Below are 23,685 nucleotides of genomic sequence, written 5' to 3'. Positions count from 1 at the left end.
ATGGAATTGACTACGCCGCAAGTGCCGCATGCATCACGAGCCAGAGCAAAAGCCAAACATCTGATTGTTATCTCCTACGACGCCTTCTCAGAGGATAACTGGGAGATGGCCAGACGACAGCCTAATCTGGCTAAACTGATTAAGCAGGGAGCCAGCAGCAACCGCTTAAAGAGTGTGTATCCAACACTTACCTACGTGGTACATACAACGATTGCCACCGGCGTGTACCCGGACAAGCACGGCATACATCATAACAATCCGCTGCAGCCCTTCGTCAAAGAGGAGGATCAGGCCTGGTTCTGGTTCCAGGATGCCATTAAGGTCCCGACCATTTACGATGCCGTGCTGCAGCAGGGAATGACTACCGCCGGGATTCTCTGGCCGGTCTCCGGCAAATCCTCGCTGAAATATAATATTCCCGAGGTCCGGGCGCTAAAGGGCGAGAATCAGGCGCTGAAGGTGCTGCGCAGCGGCAGTCCGCTGTACTGCATTGGAATGGAGCTGAGATACGGGCGGATCCGGCAGGGCATCAGCCAGCCGCATCTGGATGATTTCACAACCGAGTGTGCAACCGATACGATTAAGCGCAAGAAGCCTAATCTGCTCATGATGCATCTGATTGATCTGGATGATGCGAAGCATATGTACGGAACAGACAGCGAGGAAGTGAAGCAGGTGATCCGCCGCATGGACCTCAGGCTGGGACGGATTATGCAGGCGGTGGAGGATGCCGGAATCTCAGAGGATACGGTAATTATGGTGCAGGGTGACCACGGGCAATTCAATGTCCGGTATAAGCTGCATCTGAATAATCTTTTGCAGGCTAAAGGGCTGATCTATGAAGAGAACGGGGTACTGAACTGGCGGGCATTCTTCCAGTGCGGCGGCGGGTCTGCTTACCTGCATATCCGGCCGGGCGATGAGGAAGCGGAGCAGCTCGCCCTGGCGGCGGTTGCGGAGTATATGCAGGGCTACGCCCCAGGCATTGAAAGTGTATATACCCGGGATAAGTTGGACCGGATGCATGCCAGTACCTGCACGAACGTTATGCTTGAAGCGCGGCGCGGATATTGCTTTGACGAGAGCCTGAAGGACCCGCTGGTTGTTGACCTGGAAGCCCACGGCATCCGTTATGCCACCCACGGCTATTCCCCCGAGAAGAGCGGCTACCGCTGCAATATTGTCGTTTCCGGTGCAGGGATTAAGGAGGGTTATACCTTCGGCGAGCTGGAGATGGTTGATATTGCCCCGACGATGGGCAGGATTCTGGGTGTGGAGTTCAGCCAGGGGGACGGCAGAGCGCTGGAGGAGATTTTTACAGAGGGAGTGCACCGGGTCAGCTATGCTGCTGAAGGGATGAATACAGCTCATCAATAGTGATGTTTATTTGAAAATATAAGAATTTAAATGTTTTACACGGGTAACTTATCCTTCTATTTCCCGCTAAAACGCCTTGTCCTTAAGGACGGCGTAGCCGTTTCCACTTGAGTTTATTTATCTTTAATAAAGTTCGTTTTTCTACTATAATGTTCACTATAGTTCATTTGAGTTTTCTATAAACCTACAATGTCTGGAGTGCTGACCATTGATTAGAAAAGCGAGCCTTATGCAGGTTTACCCGGAATGTTACGAGGAATACAAACGCCGTCATGATGAGCTGTGGTCGGAAATGGCTGAAGAGCTGAAGAACCATGGCGCCCACAACTATTCTATTTTTCTGGATGAAGAAACAGGCAATCTGTTTGCTTATGTGGAGATTGAAGACGAGGCGAGATGGGAGCACATGTCGGAGACAGAGATTTGCCGGAAATGGTGGGTGTATATGGAGCCGCTGATGGAGACCCATCCGGATCACAGCCCGGTATCGAAGAGCCTGAAAGACGTATTCTACTTAAAATAACAGTCGGCAAGATTAGCGATTTTATAAAAAAATCATCCGAGCTTCACCAGGTTGTCCGCTTTTTGCGGCAGTTTGGTGGAGCTTTTTTATTTTTGCAACGGATTAATTTCAATTTGAAATATTATTGACATTTTTCCTAAGGACAAATATATTGTATATAAGAATAAATGTTTCCTTAAGGAAACAAATACAGCGGAATCCTATTAAGGAAACGGGGAGTTGCATTATGATCGAGATCCGGGCACTGAATGTTGATTATTTCGGAAATCAAGCACTGGAGGATGTCACGCTGGATATCCCGTTCGGGCATGCTGTAGGAATCATCGGACCGAATGGAGCGGGCAAGTCCACCTTCATCAAGGCATTACTGGAAGTCATCAAGAAGCGGAGCGGCACAGTGAAGATCGACGGGAAAGACATCTCGCAGTATAAACGGAAGATCGCCTATGTCCCGCAAAAGAATGATATTGACCTTACATTCCCCATTACTGTGAAGGATACGGTGCTGACCGGAACTTATCCGAGCCTGAGACTGTTTCAGCGCCCCGGCAAGCGAGAGCGGGAGCTGGCTCAGCGGTGCATGACCATGGTGGATATTCTGGACCTGGCGGATAAGCAGATTAGTAATCTGTCCGGAGGACAGCTGCAGCGGGTCTTTATCGCCAGGGCGCTCGCCCAGCAGGCGGATATTCTTTTCCTCGATGAGCCTTTTGTCGGGATTGATATGGTCAGCGAGCGGATTATTGTGGATCTGTTCAAGCAGCTGCGGGAGGAAGGCAAGACGATTCTGGTGGTACACCATGATCTGCATGAGGTGGAGGCGTATTTCGACCAGATTATTATGCTGAATAAGAGGCTGATTGCCTTCGGTGATGTGCAGGATACGTTTACTACGGAGAATATCCGGCTGGCATACGGCACGTCGCTGGGGAATGTGATCATCAGAGGGGCAGGGGGAGAGGCGCATGCTTGATTATTTATCGAATCTGCTGGATATTCCGGTATACGCGCTTAACGCCGGTTTATCTGCGGTAATTCTCGGAATCGTATCGGGGGCACTGGGAAGCTTTATCGTTCTCCGCAAAATGTCGCTTATGGGCGATGCCTTGTCTCATGCGGTTCTGCCCGGTGTAGCTTTATCCTATATTCTGGGGATCAATATTCTGCTCGGAGCCTCCTTGTTCGGTCTGCTGGCAGCTATCCTCATCCAGTTCATTACCAGCCGCAGCAATATCAAGAGCGACACCTCAATCGGCATCATACTTAGTTCGTTTTTTGCGCTCGGGATTGTCCTGATTACCTTTGCCCGGAGCGGGCTCGATCTCACACATATCCTGTTCGGCAATATCCTGGCTGTCCCGCAGTCAGAGCTGCTGCAATCCTTCATCATCATGCTTGTAGTAATCGGACTTATTATCCTGCTGTATAAGGAATTGCTGATCAGCTCGTTCGATCCGGTGGTAGCCAAGGCTTACGGGTTAAAGACCGGATTCTATCACTATCTGCTGATGATGCTGCTCTCGGTGGTTACAGTCTCTTCCCTTTCGCAGGTGGGTATTGTGCTTGTAATCGCCATGCTGGTCATCCCGGCAGCGACCTCTTACCTGTGGACTCATACATTGCTGCACATGATTATACTGGCCTCTGCGGTAGGCGCCGTATCCGGCATTCTCGGCGTCTATGTGAGCTTCAGCTTCAATCTGCCGACAAGTGCCACGATTGTATTGGTCGGCGTCAGCATGTTCGGCATTTCATTTATTCTCTCACCCAAAAACAATTTCCTGAGGAAAGGACTGAAGCAAGGATGAAATTATTCAAGATCCTGTCATTAAGCGCATTTGTGCTGCTGCTTGCCGCATGCTCAGACACTAGTAATAGAGGAGCGGACAGCGATAAGCTGCAGATTGTCGCCACGTATTCGATTATCGCCGATATGACCGAGAATATTACCGGAGACAAAGCGGAGGTATACAGCATGGTGCCCATCGGGACAGATCCGCATATGTATGATCCGCTGCCGGCAGATACAGGCAAGGTCTCTAGGGCTGATCTGATCTTCTATAACGGCCTGAATCTGGAAACAGGGAAGGGCTGGTTCCAGGATCTGCTTGAGGTGACGAAGAAGACAGATGCCGCCTTTGCCGTCTCTGATGAGGTAACCCCGATGTATTTAACCGAGAAGGGCAAGGAGACGCAGGTGGATCCGCATGCCTGGCTGGATATCCGGAATGCGGTCAAGTATGTGGATATCATCACGGCGCGGGTGATTGAGCAGGACCCGGAGAACAAGGACTATTACTTGAACAACCAGACAGAGTACGTGAAGCAGCTTACTGAGCTGGACCAGTACGCCAAGCAGGCGGTGGAGCAAATCCCGCAGGACAAACGGATTCTCGTTACAAGTGAGGGGGCCTTCAAGTATTTCTCCAAAGCATACGGCTTCGAGTCGGCATTCATCTGGGAGATCAACACGGACAGCCAGGGAACCCCTGAACAAATGAACCGGATCATCGGCATCATCGAAGAGAATCAGATCCCGGCTCTATTCCTCGAGAGCAGCGTAAATCCCAAGACAATGGAGACAGTCTCAGCAGAGACGGGAGTTCCTATACATTCAAAGATTTTTACAGATTCCCTAGCTAAAAAAGGTGAGGACGGTGACACCTACATCAAGATGGTGAAGTGGAACATCGATAAGGTGATTGAGGGCTTGTCCAAGAATTAAAATGCCGAAATCCAAAGAAGCCAGAAAGTAGCCGGTCACGCAACGCTTGTTCAGGTGACTGGCTAAGCGTTACGGACAGGAGAGACGTTAAGCCTGCGGAAAGGCAGCATAGTGCCGGACCTTAAGGACACCATCGCCGTTATTTCACCGGAAAAGTGGAGCTAGCCCATGAAAAGTGGCGGATAAGGGCTGTGATGTCCGTAAAACCGCTCAAAAGGCCTATTTCGAGCGAATAAGGGCTGTGATGTCCATAAGGAAGCCCAATAATACGCAAAGGGGGTGTCTCAAAAGCCATGAAATGGCTGCTTGAGACACCCCTCGTTTTTGAGTTAGAGATACGTTAGCCCGTGGTGAGGACGCTCCGCGAACGGACCGTTGTTCCAATCGCTGTGCTCTTCAGATTTTTTTCATTCCCCTTAGCGGTGAAAATCCGGAGACCAAGGCGACCGCTGCCGCTTTTCCACAATCAGTCCGTCCGCTCCGCTGTTTAAGCGGGAAATGGAGTTACCACATAACCCTTTCAATGGATAGGTTTCTTTTGTGTATTCAATATCCCATGGACCAACTTTACTTGCGAGGAAGGAAACCTCTTAGCCGTTCGCCGAATGACGGAGCCGGAAAACGTATTTGGACAACTGAAGAACAACCGGGGCTTCCGGCGTTTTCTGCTTCGCGGTATCAAAAAGGTGACGCTCGAGATCGGTCGGTCGGTCAAAAACGTAGAGCAGCGATTCTCCAATAACGGGAGAATCGCTGCTTTTTGAGTTTTAACTTTTGAAGATAGAGGCCTGTCTTCGCTAGTTTACTTTGGGACACCCTCTTACCATTACCGGTTACTCAGCCGTGTCTGCCTGGCCGAACACAATTTCGACCTTGCGGATACGCTGCTTATGCATTTCACGGACGGTGAAGGTGATTTCATCCCTCACGAAGCTTTGGCCCGTAACCGGATCGGTCATCCGGCTGTACAGCCATCCGCCGATTGTCTTCACCTCTTCAGCTGCGAAGGGGATACCGGTGAACTGCTGAACCTCGGACAAGGGCGTATCGCCGTTAAAGATATAGTGGACATCACTGATTTTCTCTGCGTGCTTCACTTCGTCACCATCGAATTCGTCACGGATCTCCCCGACAATCTCTTCAAGAATATCTTCAATCGTTACAAGTCCGGAAGTCCCGCCATACTCATCCAGCAGCAGGGCAATATGCACATGCTCCCGCTGCATGCGTGTCAGGAGGCTCTTGACCGGTGTAACTTCAGATACGGTGAGAAACGGCTGAATCAGGCTGCTGAAATTCATTTCTGGATTATTATCGTATTCCAGAAAGAGCTGTTTGGTATTGATCATGCCGATGATATTATCCTTGTTGCCGTCTGCAACAGGGAAGCGGGTGTATTGCTCCCTGCGGATGACCGCCAGGTTGTCCTGCAGCGATTGGTTGGCATACAGGCAGACCATATCGGTACGGGGAACCATGATTTCCTTAGCCAGCATCTCATCAAAAGCAAAAATCCGGTTAACATAGCCGTATTCCGCCTTGTTGATCTTGCCGCTCTCGTAACTCTCAGATAGAATCAGGCGGATTTCATCCTCAGAGGGGGCGTCGCCGTGTTCGCTGGCCGGCTTCATTCCGAACAAGCGGATAATCATGTTGGCTGAGCCGTTCATGATCCAAATTAAAGGGTAGAGAATTCTGTAGAACCAAATGATCAATGGCGATGTAATTTGACTGACTTTTTCCGGAATGTTGATTGCTGCTGTCTTCGGAGCCAGTTCCCCGACTACGACGTGAAGGAATGTAGCAATTATGAAGGCTATTGCAAATGCTATCGGTTCACTGACACTATGACTGATATCCGCCAGATCAAACAGCGGAATCAGCAGCTGCTCGAAGGCAGGCTCGGCCAGTGCTCCGATCCCGAGAGCCGTAATCGTAATTCCGAGCTGACACGCCGATAAATACCCGTCGAGATTGGCAGTTACACGTTGCACCGCGAGTGCATTCTTCTTGCCCTCAAGGACCATCTGGCTGACCTGGCTGCCTCTCAGCTTCACTACAGCAAATTCGGTTGCTACGAAAAAAGCAGTTAAAATAATCAAAATAGCCACGAGCGTCAAACTAAGTCCTATACCCATTTAATTTTTACCATCCCTTTCGGTGTCTAAAATGTTTAAGAACTAAATTTCGAGTTCTTAAGAACTTATTATACGACCTTGTCATTGATTACGCAAATTTGAGGTCTACCCTAAGTGAATCAATAAGCACTGCCGTTCACATCATCCCCCGCTTTGCCTTCATGCACTTCAGATTGTAGGTGCGCCCGTAAGCTTTACCATACCGGATGATCCGGTCCAGCATACGGGTGTCCTTCAGCTTGGTGAACGGGCAGGGATCGGGGGCGGTGTTGACTTCAAGTATCCAGAGGGCAAGGCGCCGGTCTACCGCCAGATCCACCCCGATCTCCTGCAGAGCCGGATAGACTGAGCTTAGCTGAATAGCGGTTTTTACACCAAGCTCGTTCATTTGTGCGATTAGTGCACTGCGCTTCTCTATGCCGGCGTATGCACTCAGCAGTTCCTCCACCGGATAGATGCTCCCTCCCTGACTCCCGTTTGTAACCACCTTCTGCGGATGCGCGACGCGTCCTGCCGCTCCTGTAGCTTCCCACTTTCCCTCAGAATTACGCTGTACCATTACGCGGATATCAAACGGCCGTCCGCTGTAAGACAGAAGACGGATTCCTTTCTGTACCAGATACGGCTTCCCTCCGGATTCCTCTAATATGGCCTTATAAGCCTGATCGTAGTCTCTAAACGTATTTACCTTCAGACCTGCCTGATAGCGGTAGGACAGCTTGCCCTTCCGGACAGGATTACGTTCTTGCGGATTGCTCCTGTTATTAAGCTGCCGTTGTTCAACCCGGATTACCCCCTCGCCCAGTGAACCGCAGCAGGGCTTGATGTAGACCATCTTATATTTTTTCAGCATCAGATGAAGTGCATGCTTGCTCATTCTCTGCGTTGCCGGAATATGCCTCTGTAACTCCCGGCTTCCGGCCAGTACCCTTGTCTTGGTCAGCTTATTGGATATGCGGCTTGCTTGCTTCTTCATATGGAGCCTCCGTCTATATGGTTTGTATAGGCCATAGTACGGTGACGGATCACATTTTGACTGGGCAGCGTCATAGGCAGAACATATCCGGAGACCTCTACATATGGATATGGAAGGTGTTGATTATATAAGGGCTGCAGCCGGCAGCCGGAGCGGGAGGCGGCGGGGATGCTGCTGGATAATTGGCGGGATAAAGTGCATGAAGTCATTACGAATTTCCCCTGGTACAAGGAGCTTATCGGCGGGGAGGCCATGAGTTACAGTCTGCAGAGTCTTCCGCTGCTGACTTCAGATATACTGGAGGCCCATTACTATTCAAGTACCCCTGATCCTGCACTTGCAGTCTACCGGACATCAGGGACAAGTACGGGGCGCCGCAAGGCTATTGTTTACTCTGAGGAAGATGACAGGCACTACATCGCCATCAAAACAAAGCTGTTCGGCGAGCTGCTTGCCGGAAGCGGATGTACAAGAGCGCTTGCGGATATGGGGACCGGACATGCAGCGAATACAGCACTCGCGATATTCGAACAGCTCGGGCTGGTACCGGACTCCATTCCATTTGAGCTGCCGGTGGAGCAGCATATCGAGCGGATCCAGTCGTTCAAGCCCGGTCTGCTCTATACCATGCCGTCCATTCTTGACCATATTGTACATGCGGCGGAGGACCCGCGGTCGTTCGGAATCCGCAAAATTATTCTGGTCGGAGAAATCGCCACACTGGAGTGGCAGAAGAATATGGCCCGCCTGTTTGGACTTGCGCCGCAGGACATTACCGACACGTACGGCTCCATTGAAATGGGAACCATCGCGTATTACAGCCATGAGCACGGGCGGTATATTTTTGTGGACGGCATTACAGCGGAGGCGGTCGGAACAGCTGATTTGTCAGAGGGGCTGCAGCCGCTGGGCACGGATGAGCGCATCCTTGTGCTTACTTCAACTGTACGCCGGCTGCTGCCTGCGCTCCGGTTTGTGACCTATGATGTGATAAGGGATTTCCGGAGCATAATGGTAAACGGCGTGGAGAAGCAGAGCTTCGGTTCCATCGTGAAGCGGGTAGGCCGGGAACTGAAGCATGGAGAGAAGATCAGTATTTATGATATTGAACAGGTCGTCTACCGCCAGCTCGAGGATGCAATCATCCGGGTCCGGGTCAGGGATAATGCACTTGCAGTGTATATCAAAAGCAAATCGGCAGATCCTTCCGTTGTCCCGGCGATCCGGGAAGCCATCAGAGACTGCATTCCCGAAATCGGCCTGATGATCCGCAACCATCTGCTGGATGATATCGCCGTCGTTCTGGCGACGGAAGAGGAGACGCTTGAGGCCGGGCAGGTGAAGAACAAGAAGCTGTATGTTCAGACAAGCGCAGCGGCAGGCGGTGCAGAGCCGGACTTCAGCGGCGGTATATTATCGGCCATCGGCAAGACGCCGCTGGTTAAGCTGAACCGTCTGTTTCAAGGCAGCGGATTCGGTGTGTACGCCAAGCTGGAGCTGCTGAACCCGGGCGGAAGCGCTAAAGACCGGCCCGCGCTGCGGATGATCCGTGAGGCGTGGAAGGAAGGGCGCATCGGGCCGGGAACCGTGATTATTGAATCGAGTTCGGGAAATATGGCTATTAGCCTGGCGATGATCTGCCAGTATCTGGGGCTTCGATTCATCTGTGTGGTGGACCCCAGAACCACGGACACGAATCTGCAGATTCTGAAGGCAGCAGGCGCGGTCATTGATAAGGTCGCCCTTCCGGATCCCGTTACAGGCGAGTTCCTGCCGGCCAGGCTGCTGAGGGTGCAGGCGCTGCAGGCAGAAATTCAAGGCAGCTACTGGCCGAACCAGTATGCCAACCCGGACAATTATCTGTCACACTACCATACCACGATGCAAGAAATTATAGCCGAGCTGGGCCGGGTGGATTATTTGTTCTGCAGCGTCAGTACCTGCGGGACGATCCGCGGGCTGGCTGAATATGTGAAGGATAACGGGCTGCAGACAAAAATTGTGGCTGCAGATGCAGCGGGCAGTGCCATCTTCGGCGGCAGTCAGGAGAAACGGCGCTTCCCTGGCCTTGGCGCGGGGATCGTGCCGCCGTTCTGCAGGCCGGACCTGATGGATCATATTGTGCATGTTACAGACGCGGAAATGGTGATGAGCTGCCGGGCCCTTGCCCGTAAGGAGGGGATTCTGGCGGGCGCCTCTTCCGGTGCTGTCCTTGCCGCCGTCCGGCAGATGAAGCACCGGATTCCTCACGGGGCAGTCTGCGCAGCCATCCTGCATGATAAGGGCGAGCGTTATCTGGATACGGTGTACTCGGATACCTGGAGTGATGAGCAGTTCGGGCCGGAGGTGCGGATTGGCGCCGAAGAATTCCTGTCCTGACAAAGGAGGCAGCAGCATGCTGTACTTAAATGACCGTGATCTCCGGGCAGCCGGTCTTGACTGGCCGGCGCTGGCTGATGCGGCTGAAGCAGCGGTACACCTTATTGATTCCGGCGACTACGCCCAGCCGGTGAAGCCTTACCTGCGCTATAAGAATCCCCGCAACCGGATCATTGCCATGCCTGCTTATGCAGGGGGAGCGGTGAATGCGGCAGGCATCAAGTGGATTGCCAGCTTCCCGGATAACATCTACTCCGGTCTTCCGCGCGCGCATAGTGTCATTATATTGAATGACCCGGATACCGGGCAGCCTGCGGCAGTGCTGAACTCGCCGCTGCCGAGCATTGTCAGAACGGCAGCGGTCAGCGGGCTGATGATCCGTTATTACCTGCGGGAACGGCCGCAGGAGGAGATTCAGCTGGGAATTATCGGGTGGGGGCCGATCGGACAATACCATTGCCAAATGGCTATGGCCCTTTACGGCGACCGGATCAGCAAGGTCCGGATATACGATATTAAAGGAGCGGATCTGTCCGGAGCGCCAGAACACTACAGGGATAGACTGGAGGCGGCGGGATCATGGGAGGAAGTGTATGTAAGCTCCGATATCTTCATTACCTGTACCGTGTCGGATCACCGTTATATCGATATCCCGCCTGCCCGGGGCAGCCTGCTGCTGAATGTATCGCTCCGCGATTACAAGCCGGAGGCACTGGCTCCGGTGAAGGCGGTTATCGTGGATGACTGGGAGGAAGTCTGCCGTGAGAACACAGATATTGAGCAGCTTCATCTGCGGCAGGGGCTGACCCGTTCAGGCACAAGTACCCTTGCCGATGTGGTCTGCCGGGGCAGCCTCCGCGGATTAAGCTCAGCAGAGCCGGTGTTCTTTTGTCCAATGGGTATGGGTGTGTTCGATATCGCTATAGCGGTGTATTACGTGAATAAAGCCCGGGAGACCGGGAACGGGACTGAACTTGCATGATGCATAATTTCACCAGCAGCGGCAAATACCAACATAGGGGGATTGCCGTATGGAACAGCAGACAACAGGAAGCAGGCAGGATGAATCAGATGTGCTCTATCCCGATCTGAAGGACAATGTCGGGCGGGTGCAGCTGGAGCTCCTGAATTGTTCAGATATTATGTACCGGAATTGCAGCATTGACGGGATCACCCGGGCAACACTGATCTATGTCGAAGGCATGTGTGATATTAAAGCCGTGGATGAATTCGTGCTGCAGCCGCTTATTGAGCACTTCCGCAGAAGCTCTGAAGTGAATAAAGGCCGGGATGTAGAGCTGAAGGAAATATTCATTCCAAGCCTGCAAGTAAGCATAGTATATGGAATGAAGGCAGCGCTCAAAGCGATCCTGCGCGGAGAAACGGCAATTTTCACCGAAGGCAATGCCTTTGTGATGCTGGCAAACCTGATCAAGATGGAGCAGCGCTCGATTGAGGAAGCCACTTCGGAGAAGGTCGTCCGCGGTCCGCGGGATGCGTTCATGGAGTCACTGCAGACGAATACCTCACTGCTGCGGCGGCGGATTCATTCCTCGAAGCTGAAGCTGGAGCGTATGACGATTGGCAGTATTACGGATACGGAGATAGTAATCGGTTATATGGAAGGCATCGTGAAGGAAAGCCTCTTGAAGGAAGTCCGGGAACGCCTGCAAAAAATTCAAATTGATGGTGTGATCCACTCCAGCAATATTGAGGAATATATAGAGGACGATTCATTCTCGCCTTTTCCGCAAATCCAGAATACAGAACGGCCTGATGTCGCGGTCTCCAGCCTGCTGGAGGGCAAAGTCATCATTATTACGGACAATACACCATTTGTGCTCATCGTGCCGATGACCTACTGGTCCGGCCTGCAGGCTGTTGATGATTATACGGACAGATTCATGTATGCCACCTTTGTCCGCTGGATCCGATATACGTTTGTACATGTTTCGCTGCTCCTGCCTTCTTTATATGTGGCATTGACCACATATCATTTGCAGGTTATTCCAACACCTCTGGTCGTAAGCATTGCTTCGGCCAGGGAAGGGGTCCCGCTGCCGGCAGTCATTGAGGCACTGATTATGGAATTTATTTTCGAAGGCCTGCGGGAAGCGGGAATCAGGCTGCCCCAGCAGGTCGGTCCTGCGGTTAGCATAGCCGGAGCACTTGTTATCGGACAAGCTGTAGTAGCGGCAGGCATCATCTCCACACCGATGGTCATTATCGTGTCATTGACAGGGATCGCGTCATTTGCGTTTCCGTTGTATAACCTGGGGACGGCCTACCGGATGCTCCGGTTCCCGCTGCTGATTGCCGCCGGCATTCTCGGCTTCTACGGTATAGTGCTGTTCCTTATCGCGCTTTCCGTTCATATGGTTATGCTGAAGCCGTTCGGCGTGCCTTATATGGCTCCTTATGCACCGCTGTCGACCGACAATCTGAGTGATGTGTTCGTGCGTGCGCCCAAGCCGAAGATGCGCATGCTTATGCCCTGGCTGGCCCAAGGCAAGCGGGAGCGGTTCCCGAAACGCAGGAAATAACAGTCAGGGAGGGGAAGCGGGCGTATGTTCAGAAAACTAATCTGCATCGTCATTGCCCTGTCGCTTGTCCTGACCGGCTGCTGGGACCGCCAGGAGCTGAATGACCAGGCGATTGTCCTGGGCTGGGGCATGGATCTGACAGAAGAGGGTGACTATCTGGCTACAGCAAATCTGGTCCTTCCGCTTGCCTCCAAATCCGGCGGACAGCAGGGCGGAGAGCAAGGCGGACGCTCCGGCTTCCTGACGGAAAGCGCCTACGGCAAGAACAACCGGGATGCCGAGCAGAATATGCAAAGAAAGCTGTCCAGGGTGTTGTTTCCGGGACACCGGCGGAATATCTTCATCGGGGAGAAGCTGGCACAGCAGAGTGTATTTCCGATTCTGGACGAATACGGCAGAAGTCCGATGGTCAGGCCGCGGACGAATATCTTTGTCGTCAAGGGAGGGACAGCACAGGAAGCGATGAGTCTGGCTTACCAGCTTGAGACCAACCCGGCGATTGCCGTCCAGAAGATTCAGGAGAAAAGCGGTGCTCCCATCAGCCGCTCCCTGCTCGACTTCTTCATCATGGCTAATGGGACAGGCTGCGGGGTGATGCCGGCGCTGGCGATTGTCGAACCGGAGAGGAAGATTGAGAAGAGGAGCAAGAATGACAGTCCGCCGCAGACGACACTGAGCTTGTACGGTGCAGCCATTTTTAATATGTCGCTTAAGCTGGCAGGTTACCTGAACTATGATGAGTACTGGGTCCGGCTCTGGCTGACGAACCGTCTGGCGTTCCGGACCTTCACCACGCTCATCAACCCGGTTGATGCTGAAGAAAGCGGAGGCAAGCGGGCGGCTGATGCGCTCTCCGGAGCCACCAAGGGACAGGCGGTCACTGTCAATGTGGATTCGTTCAAAAGCCATATTAAGCCTGTCTTTAATGATGACAGCCTTCCGCGGTTTGAAATCTTACTTGAAGGCAACGGTTTTATTGAAGAGAATGACTCCCCGCTGAATCTTTCCAAGCTGGCGAATGTAAATAAAGTAGAAGGCCGGATGAACCAATATCTCGAGGAGAAGGTCAAAAGGGTTGTCACGAAGGTGCAGAAGGAGTTCAAATGTGACATCTTCGGACTGGGAGACCTTATTCACCGCAATCATCCTTACCGCTGGAAGAAGCTGGCCGGCGATTGGGAGACAATCTTCCCGGAGGTCCCGCTGGACATTAAGGTGAAGCTTAATCTTACCGGAACAGGCATCACCGGGGAATCCCTGCTGCCGACGCGAGAGGGTGGTGAGAAGTAGATGAAGATCACGAACCGCCAGCTGTTCTGGATGATTATGATGATGGAGATCGGAATCAACCTGCTGATCTCGATGACAGCTACCATATTGTATGCCAAGCAGGACGCCTGGATCTCCTACATCCTGGCGAGCACCGGTGGACTCACCATTACCTTCATTGCAGCAAGCCTGAGCTCCCGGCATCCCCGGCAGACCTTAATTGAGTTCAGCGTGTCTATTCTGGGAAAATGGGCCGGTAAGCTGATCGTCATACCGTTTCTGCTCCAGTGGTTCTGGGTGATGAGTCTGATCCTGCGTGATGAATTTCTGTTCATCCGCCTGAGTGTCCTCTACAAAACACCTTCCTGGGTGGTCATCGGAACCATGATTGGCGTTGTGTTCTACACGGTGTATCATGGGGGAATTGAAGCCGTCGGCAAGGTCAGTGAGTTGTGGGGGCCCATTCTGATGCTGATCCTTGCACTGACCTTTGGCTTGACGTTCAATAATCTCAGCTGGCAAATGCTGCTGCCTGTATATGCGGATACCGGCCCCGGGCCGATTCTGGAGGCGGCGCTTGCACCAACTTCACTGCTTGGGGAAGCAGTCTCGCTAATGATGCTGTTTCCCTTCGTGGAGCATCCCGGCAAGGGGACGCGCAAGGCGCTGCTGCTGGGTGTAGCCATCTCATCGTTTCTGCTGCTGCTCGGTGTGGTGTGGGTTGTTATGACCTTCGGCCCGGCGGTAAGCGGACGGCTGCAGTTTCCTTTTTTCGAAATGGTCAAGCTGGTCTACCTCATGGAGTTCATTCAGAATATGGATATCTTCGTAATGGCGGTCTGGCTCGTCTGCATCTTCGTTAAGCTGTCCATTTATATGTTCATTACCAGCTACGGGGTCGCCCAGTGGATCGGCAAGACTGGCATCTGGAAGCAGACCCTCGGATACGTGGCCCCTTTAACATTCATCCTCACGATGGTGGTGATCATAATGAACCCTCCGGCCGGGCTGCTGCTGAAGGGCATCTGGATCCGTTATGTGCTGCCTGTCAATATGGTGGCGATTCCGCTGTTTCTGTGGATGGTTTCTGTAGTGAAGGGGAGAAGGAAGAAGTCGAGACGGGCCTAAAATACTATTTACCGGGTAGGTTCCTGGAGAGCTTAAGGATGCCTTTTGGCTTACATGGGGTGCGGAATTAATTCCGTACCTTTTTTTTTGCTGACTCCAATTCCCGGTGTAAAAACTGGAACAACAATAATAAAGTATCTTAAATCAATCTAAATATATTGATAAACGATAAATTATGTGATAAATTGAATGCATAATTACGAAGAGAGGTGTTTCAGCCAATGAAACGTAAACCGGGTTCGACCACTTTTTTGAAGGCAGTGATTCTGCTGTTTGCCTTGGCTGCACTTGCACTATGTGTATTTGTAGTGCCCGAGATCGCTGGTTTCGCGGCAGAGCTGTATCCGGATCTGTCCTACATACAGGTACTGGTGATGATTGATTTGTACGGGGCGGCACTGCCTTTTTACATTGCCCTCTATCAGGCCTTTAAGCTGCTTGGCTACATCGACCGGAACAAGGCGTTCTCAGAGACCTCGGTACAGGTGTTGAAGAATATTAAATACTGTGCAGTCGCCATCAGCGGAATGTTTGCCCTGGGTATGCCGCTGTTCTATCTTATGGCTGAGCGGGACGATGCCCCGGGAATTATCGTGATCGGTATGATTATTATTCTGGCGGCGATGGTGATTGCTGTATTCGCGGCTGTACTCCAGAAGCTTCTGACCGAAGCGATTGCAATAAAATCTGAAAATGACCTGACCGTCTGAGGTGACTACTATGGCGATAATTATCAATGTAGATGTGATGCTGGCTAAGCGGAAGATGAGCGTTACCGAGCTGTCGGAGCGGGTGGGAATCACGATGGCTAATCTGTCTATTCTCAAGAACGGCAAGGCGAAGGCGGTCCGTTTTTCCACACTGGAGGCCATTTGTAAGGCATTAGACTGTCAGCCCGGAGATATACTGGAATACACCCCGGATTCAGCTGATTACTGATTCATAAGAGATTGTACTGGACAGGAGGGAGAACATTGAAACCAGTCATCCAGCTGCTGCATTTCGGTTATCATCAGGCGATGAGCTGCATATTTCCGGTAGCTATTTTCTCCACGTTAGTGATTACCAGCGCCGTAGAGATTCCCTTCATTCACCGGTATGATGCCATTCTTCTGATTCTGCTTACGGTGCAATACCTGATGTACCGCACCGGACTTGAGACGCTGGATGAAATTAAGGTGATCTGTGTCTTTCACGTTATTGGTCTGATGCTGGAGATTTATAAAATCAGAATGGGCTCCTGGGCTTACCCCGAGCCGGGGTTTACGAAGCTGCTCGGTGTGCCGCTCTACAGCGGATTCATGTATGCAAGTGTGGCCAGCTTCATGTGCCAGATCTGGCGCAGGCTGAAGATGGATATGACGGGCTGGCCCGGGCTGGCGGCTGCGGGGCTGCTGGGGGGAGCGATCTACCTGAACTTTTTCACCCACCACTTTATTCCGGATTTCCGCTGGTGGCTGACGGGGCTGGTGGTGGTTGTTTTTTGGCGGACATGGATTATTTATACGGTCCGGGATACGGTTTACCGGATGCCGTTAACGCTCGCCTTCGTTATTGTGGGCTTCTTCATCTGGCTGGCCGAGAATATTGCTACCTTCTTCAATGCCTGGAAATACCCGGATCAGCACGAGGCCTGGCATCTGGTTGGGCTTGGCAAGATCAGCTCATGGTTTCTGCTGGTCATTATCAGCGTCATCATTGTAGCCCAGCTTAAGCATGTTAAGGCGGGAGGGTTAACGAAAGGATAGAATTGTCTCTTCACTAACTCTCTAAATGTGACGATAATGATTATAAACATTCACATTTAGGAGATACTTATGGACAATTTGACAGCTTTAGTTGCAGCAGCACCGTTTTTTAAGCAGATTCACGCACAGGATATTATGATTGGAATTACGGATAAAGAAATTTTTCATTATTACGCCCCGAGTAAAATCCTGGATTTCGGACTTGCCAAGGGAAGTCCGGTACCGCCTGATGATCCGTCGCTCGGGAACGCGCTGGCTGGACGGGCAACGACGAACCGGTTGTCGCCTGAGCTGTATGGAGCGACTGTCATCTCATCGGCAGTGCCGATTTATAATGCAGAGGGAGAGGTTATCGGCGCCTTTGCGATCGCCTATACCCTGGAGAATGAGGATAAGATGGAGGAGCTGACCGGGAGCATTAATCAGATCAGCGGCCAGCTGGTAGATATGGTCCAGAATGTGGCAGCCCAGTCCGAAGAGCTGTCGGCAACCACAGCGCAAATTCTGGATAATTCCCGCAAGACGGTGGAAGAATCCAAGCAGGTAAACAAGGTGGCGGGCTTCATCCGTGAGATATCTGAGCAGACCAATCTGCTTGGCCTGAATGCGGCGATTGAAGCTGCGCGGGTCGGAGAACAGGGTGCAGGCTTCGGGGTAGTAGCAGCGGAGGTACGCAAGCTGTCGGTACATACGAAGGAAGCAACAAAAACGATTGAAGACTCACTCGCTGCCGTACAGCGTTCCATCCGGGAGATGGAGCAGGAGATCGAGGCGATTGCTGTATCCTCTTCGGCACAAGCCGAGCTGGTCACCCGGTTCAGTGATGTTATCGATTCCCTGAATGAGACCAGCAGCGAAATGTCACGGTTCATCTCATCCGTAATTCAATAGCTGTTCACGTCAGCAAGGCGGCCGTTATGTATACGGCCGCCTTGCTGCGTTCAGAGAGCAGCTTTCTCGGTAACTGCAAACAGCGGATTTATATTATTGAAAGAACCTTGACTTAGAGTTGACTCTAAGGGCTAAACTTTATTAACGATCCCATATCTCTCATTACAGCAACATTATGATATTTTCAGTAAAAACAAAAAAGAGGAGGAGTCACAATGAAGGTTGTTGTCGTTGGTGGAAGTGGTCATATTGGCACTTATCTTGTTCCTAAGTTAGTCAGAGCAGGTCATAAAGTAATTAGTATTACTCGCGGTCAAAGTAAACCTTACAAGGAAGATACGGCCTGGGGAGAGGTAGAACAAATTATCCTTGACAGAACTAAGGAACCGGATGGAGAATTTGAAAGGAAAATTGCTGCCTTGAACGCAGATGTAGTCGTCGATCTCATCAACTTTACGCTGGGAGATACAATGAGTATGGCAGAAGCCCTTAAGAAGACGAATCTGTCCCATTATCTTTTCTGCTCGTCTATATGGGCTCATGGAAGGGCTACTACGATGCCGGTCATCGAAGATCAGGCTAAATTCCCATTAGAGGAATATGGAATTCAGAAGGCTAAAAGCGAGGAATACCTGCATAATCTGTACCGGCAGGAAGGTTTTCCGGAGACCGTTATTATGCCGGGCCAGATTTCAGGTCCAGGCTGGGTTATTATGAATCCAACGGCCAATCATGATTATTGGATATTTGACAAGATCCGGCGCGGACAAGAAATTGCACTTCCTAATTTCGGAATGGAGACCTTGCATCATGTACATGCAGACGATGTAGCACAGGTTTTCTTTAATAGCATCACACATAGGAAAGCAGCATTAGGCGAGAGCTTCCATGCAGTAGGTGATGAATCTATTACTTTACTGGGGTATGCCCAAGCGATGTACCGCTACTTTGGGCAGGAGGAGAACATCACTTTTCTTCCGTGGGAGGAATGGTGCGGCTATACGAAGGACAAGGATTATATTGATCGCACCTACTATCATATTGTCCGCAGCGGTTATTTCAGTATCGAAAAAGGAAAACGCCTGATCGAGTATTCCCCGAGACATGCGCTCTTGGAAACAGTGGAGGAAAGTGTTGCCTATATGGTCGAACACAAGTGGTTTGAAAAGTAAAGGTCTTAACAACAGCGGCAGTCTAAGACATAAATGCGTCTTTTTCTGCCGCTGCTTCGTTCACTGAATAAATCTTTAATATATTTTATTCAGAACTGCTGCCACTGCCAGTCCGGGTCCAGAAGCGGAGACCTTCCAGCGGATAAGCTTTGCTGCTTCCAGGCTGGCCCTTATCTGAGGCTGCCAGGAGGAGTCGCTGTCCGTCTGATTGCAGTGAGAACAGCTGCTCAATGTGGTAGACACCGGGCTCCGGCGGTGCATTGTAAATATGAAGAGCAACACCAGCAGCAGTTACAGCTGTGACAGCTGCTTCATGCACACCTTCAATCCCGTATTCAATCTGCACAGGGCTGCCAGCCTGGGTACCGTAAGCATCTACCTTAACGGCGTACTGTTCGGAGCCGATACGGAATTTGCCGAAAGCCTTGACCGCCAGGTTGCGGAAGGCTTTGATCCGCAGCAGGGCAGGCAAGCCCAGACTGCGCAGCAGGGCAACTGCAGCGGTGGCCGTGCGGGAATCGAAGCACAGGCGTGTGGAGATCGAGGGTACATTCAGTGTGGCCGGCAAGGTCTGCTGATCCGAGAACGGAAACCGGTAGGCTGTACGCTTCCGCAGGCTGAATCCGAATTCAGTGGATTTGCCGTCCCTGAAGCTTGATACATTGCGCAGCTTGCCGTGTTCTGTAATCTCAAAGGCTGAGCCCAATTGGTCTACCGTCCACTCCAGGGCAGCCTGTCCGTGGCTGTCACCAAGCCCAAGCATAATGGAGATGTCGATCAGCTCCGCCCGATCCAGCTCCTGCACCGCCTTGGCCGCAAGCAGATTTGTCAGCCCGGGAGCAAGTCCTACACTTAGTACCGCAGCCGCCCGGAGATGATTCTTCACCGGGGCCAGCAGCTGTACCTGCTGCAGAAACTCCCCGCTCGCCGAGACATCTACATAATGCGTGCCGCTCTGTAAACAGGCTGCCGCAAGCCGGGTATCCTGCTGATCGAGGCACATCACTACCAGCTTCGTCCGCTCCAGCAGCTGCTGACTCAGCGGTTCCTCTGCTGCCAGGCGCAGCGGCTTCACCTGTCCGCCGGTAGAACGGCTGAAGCTTTCCGCCCGCTGCAGATTCCTCCCAGCTGCGTAGACCTTTCCCGGATGCTCTGCTCCGAGCAGCCTGCAAATCTGTGACCCTACATGCCCATACCCGCCGATGACTACTATATCTGTTTTCATGATTTGCTCCCCGTCCTTGAATATTGAATGTAGTATTGCCTTGCCTGGGATATAATAAGAATTATGATTAATTATCCCGCTGATCGGGGCTTGAGACCATCCCACATTTATGGGATTTAGAGAGGACATCAGGATGAACGAGGTAATGAAGGCTATTATTCAGCTGGACCCGGGCAGGGCAGGGTCTGCCATAGATTCGCAGCAGTACAGGGAGGCGGTAATTACTAAGCTGCGGACAGTAATTCCGTTTGCCGCTGCCTGCTGCACAGCAGTTGATCCGCACACGCTGTTAACTACCGGTGCGGTGACGGAGCAGGGACTGGAGGCTGTCCACTCTGAATTGTTTGAATATGAATATCTGCATGGGGATTACATGAAGCATGAACAGCTGATCCAGGCGGAAATTCCGGTGGCCTGCTTAAGCGGTGTGACTGGGGGGCAGCTGGAGCAAAGTGAACGTTACCGTGAAGTGCTGCAGCCGGCCGGGTTCGGTGATGAGCTGCGGGCGGCACTTATGGCCGGAGGGGTATGCTGGGGCTTCTTGACCTTATTCCGTCAATCCGGCAGTCCCCTGTTCGGGGCCGGGGAGTGTACCGCAATAGCTTCCATTGCTCCGTATATTGCTGACGGGCTCAGACATTATGCCTCTTCGCCGCCGGCAGAGGTATGGTCCATGGAACGTCAGCCGGAGGATAACGGGATTATGGTACTGAATGACCGGCTGATACCGGTGAGTACGAATACTGCAGCGAATAACTGGCTGGAGCAGCTGCGGAGGGCAGAACGGCTGGAGGCGGGAAGCCTGCCGGGACCGGTCCGTGCCGTTGCCCTGCGGGTATTGGCCGGGGAACAGGTGCGGGCTGGCCTGGCTGACGACGCTGGCCCGGCTTCACGGGCGAAGGTCTGCCTGCTCACGGGGGATGGGGCTTATCTGACCGTAACAGCCAGCAGGCTTGACGGTCCGGATGCTGCGCTGGCGGTTTCTTTTACCAGTACACGGCCTTCGGATATCTTCCGCCTGCTGGCAGATGCCTTTGCCTTAACCGCCCGTGAGAGGGAGCTGGCCGGGATGCTGTCGCTCGGATTATCCACCAAAGAGCTGGCAGAATCACTTCATATTTCACCGTATACAGTACAGGATCACCTGAAGTCCATCTTTGCCAAAGCGGGCGTGTCCAGCCGCAGAGAGCTGATCCGCAGGCTGCTGTCACAGTAGCGTGCTCTGAATACATACTCCGGCAACACAAATCAGGGGCATCCTGAGGCAGCTGTTACATTGCTGCCTCGGGATGCCCCTGTTTATATTTACAGTTTATTGGCGCAAAGTCTTAAGTGCACCGCTCCAGGCCAGAACCTGATCCAGCATCGCATTAACGTTAGCGATATGCAGATCGGCTGGCTTGAACACCGAGCCGTTCTCGAAATCTGTGAACAGCGAGAGCAGCGGATGTACTCTCACATCGGCCACAGACAGCTCGCCGAGGATTCCGCGCAGATGTTCAGCGGCCCGGACGCCTCCGGCTGAACCGTAGCTGACAATACCGGCAGCTTTGTTGTTCCATTCTTCACGGGCAGAATCAAGGGCGTTCTTGAGTGCTCCGGTCAGGCTGTGATTATATTCCTGTACAATAAATACGAATCCGTCCAGTGTAGCCAGCTTGGCAGCCCAAGCCTGTGCTTCAGCATAGCTGTTGCTTTCCCCTAGCAGCGGCAGCTTGAAGTCGGCAATATCAACGATTTCATAGTTGGCATCTCCACGGGCATCAGCAATACCTTTCACCCATTCGCCTACCTGCGGGCTTACGCGACCTTGGCGGGTACTTCCCAGAATAATTCCGATGTTTAAAGTTGACATTGTAATTCCTCCTCGAATTTGGTTTACAGTTTTTTGAAGCGGCTCTTATGACTTTTATTATAGCTTATAACTTAAATAAAGCAAGTTATTTTTTGAAACTATAAAAATTGAAAATTACTTGAATCCGCACCAGAAGAATTCCAGCCTGAATTGTAGAGTGGAATGCCTTTTATGTCATAATGCATAACATTCACAGGCCTGATTTGGGCGGTTAAACAAATAATCATAAATTGTAATTGATTTTTATCACAAAACGAGTATAAAATACACACAATAAGTTATATATTCTAACATCTGCTTAATGAAATTATATTTCTATACAAATTGCGAGGTGGAGCGGCCATGATAGAGGAGAAAAGAAAACCAGCTGAGCTTGAGCTGCCGCGTGACTGCACCTTCTCGCCTGAAGACTGGCGGATTCTGGCCCAGTACTGGTACCCGGTTGCGGCGGCAGATGAGATTCAAGATGACCCGGTTGCGGTCAAGCTGCTGGATATGAAGCTGGTCTTGTACCGCAGTGAGGGGAAGGTGGTCATTGCCCGGGATTTATGCTTCCACCGCGGTGCCCCCTTAAGTAAAGGCTGGGTTGAGAACGGCGAAATTGTGTGCCCGTATCACGGCTTTCGCTATAACTGCGAAGGGAAGTGTACGGCTGTTCCCGCTCATCCCAAATCCAAAATCTCGCCTAAGCTGAAATTGATCGTCTACCCCGCAGTGGAGCGCTATGGTCTGATCTGGACCTGCCTCGGCGGTGCGCCGGAGCAGATTCCGGCCTTCCCGGCCTGGGATGATCCCGATTACATCAATATTCTTATTCCGAGCTTCGATATCGCCGGCTCCTCCGGGCGGCAGATGGAAGGCTTCCTGGATGTGTCCCATTTCGCTTACGTGCATACGGCAACCTTCGGGGACCGTAATAATACAGAGGTTCCGCAATACAAAGTCTGGCGGGAAGGGGAGACGGAGCTGGTGGCTGAATATTGGAGCACGGTCAGCAATTATGGTAAAGGACAAGAGAATCCTGCGCCGGAAGGCTTCGAGTGGCTGCGTGAATTCCGCGTATTCGCTCCGTTTGCAGCGATGCTGACTGTTTATTTTCCGGATGAGGGCAGATTGAAGATTCTGAACTGCGCCTCCCCGGTATCCGCACGTTATACCAGACTGTTCTGCCCGATTTCACGCAACTTTGACAAGAGTGCTCCTGTGGAAGATACGATTAAGTTCAATCTGCAGGTCTTCCAGGAGGATGCGGAGATGGTGGAATCACAGACGCCGGAGGATTTACCGCTCGATCTGCAGGCGGAAGCCCATATCCCGGCAGACCGCACATCGATTGCCTACAGACAGCTGCTCAGCAGCCTGGGCCTCGGGCAGAATTATACCTCCTGACCGCGGGAGAGGGCTTGCATGGCGCAAGTTAAAACAACTATATAAAAGAGTAAGTACGCTATTATTACCGCGCGCCTGGTGCATGGGACGGAAGTCTCTGCCTGGCGCGCTTTTTTTATTATGACTACTATAGGGCATATAACCTGGACCGCCACTCGGCAGCCGTCTGTTTACAAATAAATTAGGTTGATAACCTACCTAATATATGTTTTAATTCAGAAGTCGGAATTACAGGGGCAAAATGCTTTTTTCCTGCATATGATTGAAAAGGGTTGTTTATTTTCTGAAACAGCGATAGTTACAGCTGGATCAGCGTTTTAGCCGTTAGAATCTGCAGCATCATCAGC

22 protein-coding genes are annotated in these 23,685 nt (G+C 51.8%); 18 read left to right on the top strand and 4 right to left on the bottom strand.

Translation table 11 applies throughout. From position 1 onward, the window contains the following. From LOS79_RS12270 to LOS79_RS12245, 6 genes are all read left to right on the top strand, one after another. Positions 1-1,377, top strand: coding sequence for an alkaline phosphatase family protein (locus tag LOS79_RS12270; protein ID WP_315419949.1), 1,377 nt, complete (start codon positions 1-3; stop codon positions 1,375-1,377). 208 nt (positions 1,378-1,585) lie between these two features. Further along, positions 1,586-1,900 (top strand): L-rhamnose mutarotase, encoded by a 315-nt coding sequence (rhaM, locus tag LOS79_RS12265; protein WP_315419947.1) that lies wholly within the window; start codon positions 1,586-1,588, stop codon positions 1,898-1,900. A gap of 229 nt (positions 1,901-2,129) precedes the next feature. Then, on the top strand, positions 2,130-2,873 hold the full coding sequence (locus LOS79_RS12260) for a metal ABC transporter ATP-binding protein (RefSeq protein ID WP_315422168.1): 744 nt from the start codon (positions 2,130-2,132) through the stop codon (positions 2,871-2,873). Next, the gene (locus tag LOS79_RS12255) at positions 2,866-3,708 is read left to right on the top strand and encodes a metal ABC transporter permease (protein WP_315419944.1); all 843 of its coding nucleotides are present in this window, start codon (positions 2,866-2,868) and stop codon (positions 3,706-3,708) included. Before LOS79_RS12260 ends, LOS79_RS12255 begins: the two co-directional genes overlap by 8 nt. Further along, positions 3,705-4,625: a metal ABC transporter solute-binding protein, Zn/Mn family gene (locus tag LOS79_RS12250; protein WP_315419941.1), complete on the top strand. Its 921-nt coding sequence runs from the start codon at positions 3,705-3,707 to the stop codon at positions 4,623-4,625. Before LOS79_RS12255 ends, LOS79_RS12250 begins: the two co-directional genes overlap by 4 nt. A gap of 527 nt (positions 4,626-5,152) precedes the next feature. Beyond that, positions 5,153-5,389 carry a transposase gene (locus LOS79_RS12245; protein ID WP_397386793.1) on the top strand — a complete coding sequence of 79 codons (237 nt, stop codon included), beginning with the start codon at positions 5,153-5,155 and terminating at the stop codon, positions 5,387-5,389. A 69-nt stretch (positions 5,390-5,458) separates the two neighbouring features. Here LOS79_RS12245 and LOS79_RS12240 read toward each other — a convergent pair whose 3' ends face one another. Both LOS79_RS12240 and LOS79_RS12235 read right to left on the bottom strand, forming a co-directional pair. Next, positions 5,459-6,763, bottom strand: coding sequence for a hemolysin family protein (locus LOS79_RS12240; protein WP_315419938.1), 1,305 nt, complete (start codon positions 6,761-6,763; stop codon positions 5,459-5,461). Between the two features lie 136 nt (positions 6,764-6,899). Continuing rightward, positions 6,900-7,739 carry a YheC/YheD family protein gene (locus LOS79_RS12235; RefSeq protein ID WP_315419936.1) on the bottom strand — a complete coding sequence of 280 codons (840 nt, stop codon included), beginning with the start codon at positions 7,737-7,739 and terminating at the stop codon, positions 6,900-6,902. Positions 7,740-7,907: 168 nt separating this feature from the next. On the opposite strand from LOS79_RS12235, the gene sbnA reads away from it, so the two are divergent. From sbnA to LOS79_RS12185, 10 genes are all read left to right on the top strand, one after another. Beyond that, complete coding sequence (gene sbnA / locus LOS79_RS12230) at positions 7,908-10,118, top strand: 2,3-diaminopropionate biosynthesis protein SbnA (protein WP_315419935.1); 2,211 nt, start codon at positions 7,908-7,910, stop codon at positions 10,116-10,118. Between the two features lie 16 nt (positions 10,119-10,134). Then, positions 10,135-11,100, top strand: coding sequence for a 2,3-diaminopropionate biosynthesis protein SbnB (locus LOS79_RS12225; protein WP_315419932.1), 966 nt, complete (start codon positions 10,135-10,137; stop codon positions 11,098-11,100). Positions 11,101-11,149: 49 nt separating this feature from the next. Then, positions 11,150-12,661 (top strand): spore germination protein, encoded by a 1,512-nt coding sequence (locus LOS79_RS12220; RefSeq protein ID WP_315419930.1) that lies wholly within the window; start codon positions 11,150-11,152, stop codon positions 12,659-12,661. A gap of 24 nt (positions 12,662-12,685) precedes the next feature. Beyond that, positions 12,686-13,951: a Ger(x)C family spore germination protein gene (locus LOS79_RS12215; RefSeq protein ID WP_315419927.1), complete on the top strand. Its 1,266-nt coding sequence runs from the start codon at positions 12,686-12,688 to the stop codon at positions 13,949-13,951. After that, positions 13,952-15,058 (top strand): GerAB/ArcD/ProY family transporter, encoded by a 1,107-nt coding sequence (locus LOS79_RS12210; RefSeq protein ID WP_315419924.1) that lies wholly within the window; start codon positions 13,952-13,954, stop codon positions 15,056-15,058. Between the two features lie 221 nt (positions 15,059-15,279). After that, positions 15,280-15,768 (top strand): DUF2975 domain-containing protein, encoded by a 489-nt coding sequence (locus tag LOS79_RS12205; protein ID WP_315419921.1) that lies wholly within the window; start codon positions 15,280-15,282, stop codon positions 15,766-15,768. Between the two features lie 10 nt (positions 15,769-15,778). Then, positions 15,779-15,997, top strand: a complete 219-nt coding sequence (locus LOS79_RS12200) for a helix-turn-helix domain-containing protein (RefSeq protein WP_315419919.1) — start codon at positions 15,779-15,781, stop codon at positions 15,995-15,997. Between the two features lie 35 nt (positions 15,998-16,032). Next, positions 16,033-16,806, top strand: a complete 774-nt coding sequence (locus LOS79_RS12195) for a DUF817 domain-containing protein (RefSeq protein WP_315419917.1) — start codon at positions 16,033-16,035, stop codon at positions 16,804-16,806. 69 nt (positions 16,807-16,875) lie between these two features. Next, on the top strand, positions 16,876-17,697 hold the full coding sequence (locus LOS79_RS12190) for a methyl-accepting chemotaxis protein (RefSeq protein WP_315419915.1): 822 nt from the start codon (positions 16,876-16,878) through the stop codon (positions 17,695-17,697). Between the two features lie 215 nt (positions 17,698-17,912). After that, on the top strand, positions 17,913-18,869 hold the full coding sequence (locus LOS79_RS12185) for an NAD-dependent epimerase/dehydratase family protein (protein ID WP_315419913.1): 957 nt from the start codon (positions 17,913-17,915) through the stop codon (positions 18,867-18,869). Positions 18,870-18,954: 85 nt separating this feature from the next. Here the strand turns inward: LOS79_RS12185 and LOS79_RS12180 are convergent, their stop codons facing one another. Further along, entirely contained in the window at positions 18,955-20,094 is a 1,140-nt protein-coding gene (locus LOS79_RS12180) for a saccharopine dehydrogenase family protein (RefSeq protein ID WP_315419911.1), read from the bottom strand. Positions 20,095-20,227: 133 nt separating this feature from the next. On the opposite strand from LOS79_RS12180, the gene LOS79_RS12175 reads away from it, so the two are divergent. Beyond that, positions 20,228-21,310: a helix-turn-helix transcriptional regulator gene (locus LOS79_RS12175; RefSeq protein ID WP_315419909.1), complete on the top strand. Its 1,083-nt coding sequence runs from the start codon at positions 20,228-20,230 to the stop codon at positions 21,308-21,310. A gap of 96 nt (positions 21,311-21,406) precedes the next feature. Here LOS79_RS12175 and LOS79_RS12170 read toward each other — a convergent pair whose 3' ends face one another. Next, the gene (locus LOS79_RS12170) at positions 21,407-21,949 is read right to left on the bottom strand and encodes an NADPH-dependent FMN reductase (protein WP_315419907.1); all 543 of its coding nucleotides are present in this window, start codon (positions 21,947-21,949) and stop codon (positions 21,407-21,409) included. A 342-nt stretch (positions 21,950-22,291) separates the two neighbouring features. Between LOS79_RS12170 and LOS79_RS12165 the strand changes: the two genes are divergently transcribed. Further along, on the top strand, positions 22,292-23,338 hold the full coding sequence (locus LOS79_RS12165; RefSeq protein ID WP_315419905.1) for an aromatic ring-hydroxylating dioxygenase subunit alpha: 1,047 nt from the start codon (positions 22,292-22,294) through the stop codon (positions 23,336-23,338). Positions 23,339-23,685 lie beyond the last annotated feature (347 nt).

It is taken from the genome of Paenibacillus sp. MMS20-IR301, from assembly GCF_032302195.1.
Taxonomy (GTDB): Bacteria; Bacillota; Bacilli; order Paenibacillales; family Paenibacillaceae; genus Paenibacillus_AQ.
This window is presented reverse-complemented; position numbering and strand designations above follow the sequence as displayed.

Bases quoted from the DNA above. Each gene is read 5' to 3' on its own strand.
- LOS79_RS12220 (WP_315419930.1), top strand. From the start codon at position 11,150: ATGGAACAGCAGACAACAGGAAGCAGGCAGGATGAATCAGATGTGCTC.
- LOS79_RS12200 (WP_315419919.1), top strand. From the start codon at position 15,779: ATGGCGATAATTATCAATGTAGATGTGATGCTGGCTAAGCGGAAGATG.
- sbnA (WP_315419935.1), top strand. From the start codon at position 7,908: ATGCTGCTGGATAATTGGCGGGATAAAGTGCATGAAGTCATTACGAAT.
- LOS79_RS12225 (WP_315419932.1), top strand. From the start codon at position 10,135: ATGCTGTACTTAAATGACCGTGATCTCCGGGCAGCCGGTCTTGACTGG.
- LOS79_RS12170 (WP_315419907.1), bottom strand. From the start codon at position 21,949: ATGTCAACTTTAAACATCGGAATTATTCTGGGAAGTACCCGCCAAGGT.
- LOS79_RS12165 (WP_315419905.1), top strand. From the start codon at position 22,292: ATGATAGAGGAGAAAAGAAAACCAGCTGAGCTTGAGCTGCCGCGTGAC.
- LOS79_RS12235 (WP_315419936.1), bottom strand. From the start codon at position 7,739: ATGAAGAAGCAAGCAAGCCGCATATCCAATAAGCTGACCAAGACAAGG.
- LOS79_RS12180 (WP_315419911.1), bottom strand. From the start codon at position 20,094: ATGAAAACAGATATAGTAGTCATCGGCGGGTATGGGCATGTAGGGTCA.
- LOS79_RS12270 (WP_315419949.1), top strand. From the start codon at position 1: ATGGAATTGACTACGCCGCAAGTGCCGCATGCATCACGAGCCAGAGCA.
- LOS79_RS12215 (WP_315419927.1), top strand. From the start codon at position 12,686: ATGTTCAGAAAACTAATCTGCATCGTCATTGCCCTGTCGCTTGTCCTG.
- LOS79_RS12190 (WP_315419915.1), top strand. From the start codon at position 16,876: ATGGACAATTTGACAGCTTTAGTTGCAGCAGCACCGTTTTTTAAGCAG.
- LOS79_RS12175 (WP_315419909.1), top strand. From the start codon at position 20,228: ATGAACGAGGTAATGAAGGCTATTATTCAGCTGGACCCGGGCAGGGCA.
- LOS79_RS12255 (WP_315419944.1), top strand. From the start codon at position 2,866: ATGCTTGATTATTTATCGAATCTGCTGGATATTCCGGTATACGCGCTT.
- LOS79_RS12185 (WP_315419913.1), top strand. From the start codon at position 17,913: ATGAAGGTTGTTGTCGTTGGTGGAAGTGGTCATATTGGCACTTATCTT.
- LOS79_RS12240 (WP_315419938.1), bottom strand. From the start codon at position 6,763: ATGGGTATAGGACTTAGTTTGACGCTCGTGGCTATTTTGATTATTTTA.
- LOS79_RS12210 (WP_315419924.1), top strand. From the start codon at position 13,952: ATGAAGATCACGAACCGCCAGCTGTTCTGGATGATTATGATGATGGAG.
- LOS79_RS12205 (WP_315419921.1), top strand. From the start codon at position 15,280: ATGAAACGTAAACCGGGTTCGACCACTTTTTTGAAGGCAGTGATTCTG.
- LOS79_RS12250 (WP_315419941.1), top strand. From the start codon at position 3,705: ATGAAATTATTCAAGATCCTGTCATTAAGCGCATTTGTGCTGCTGCTT.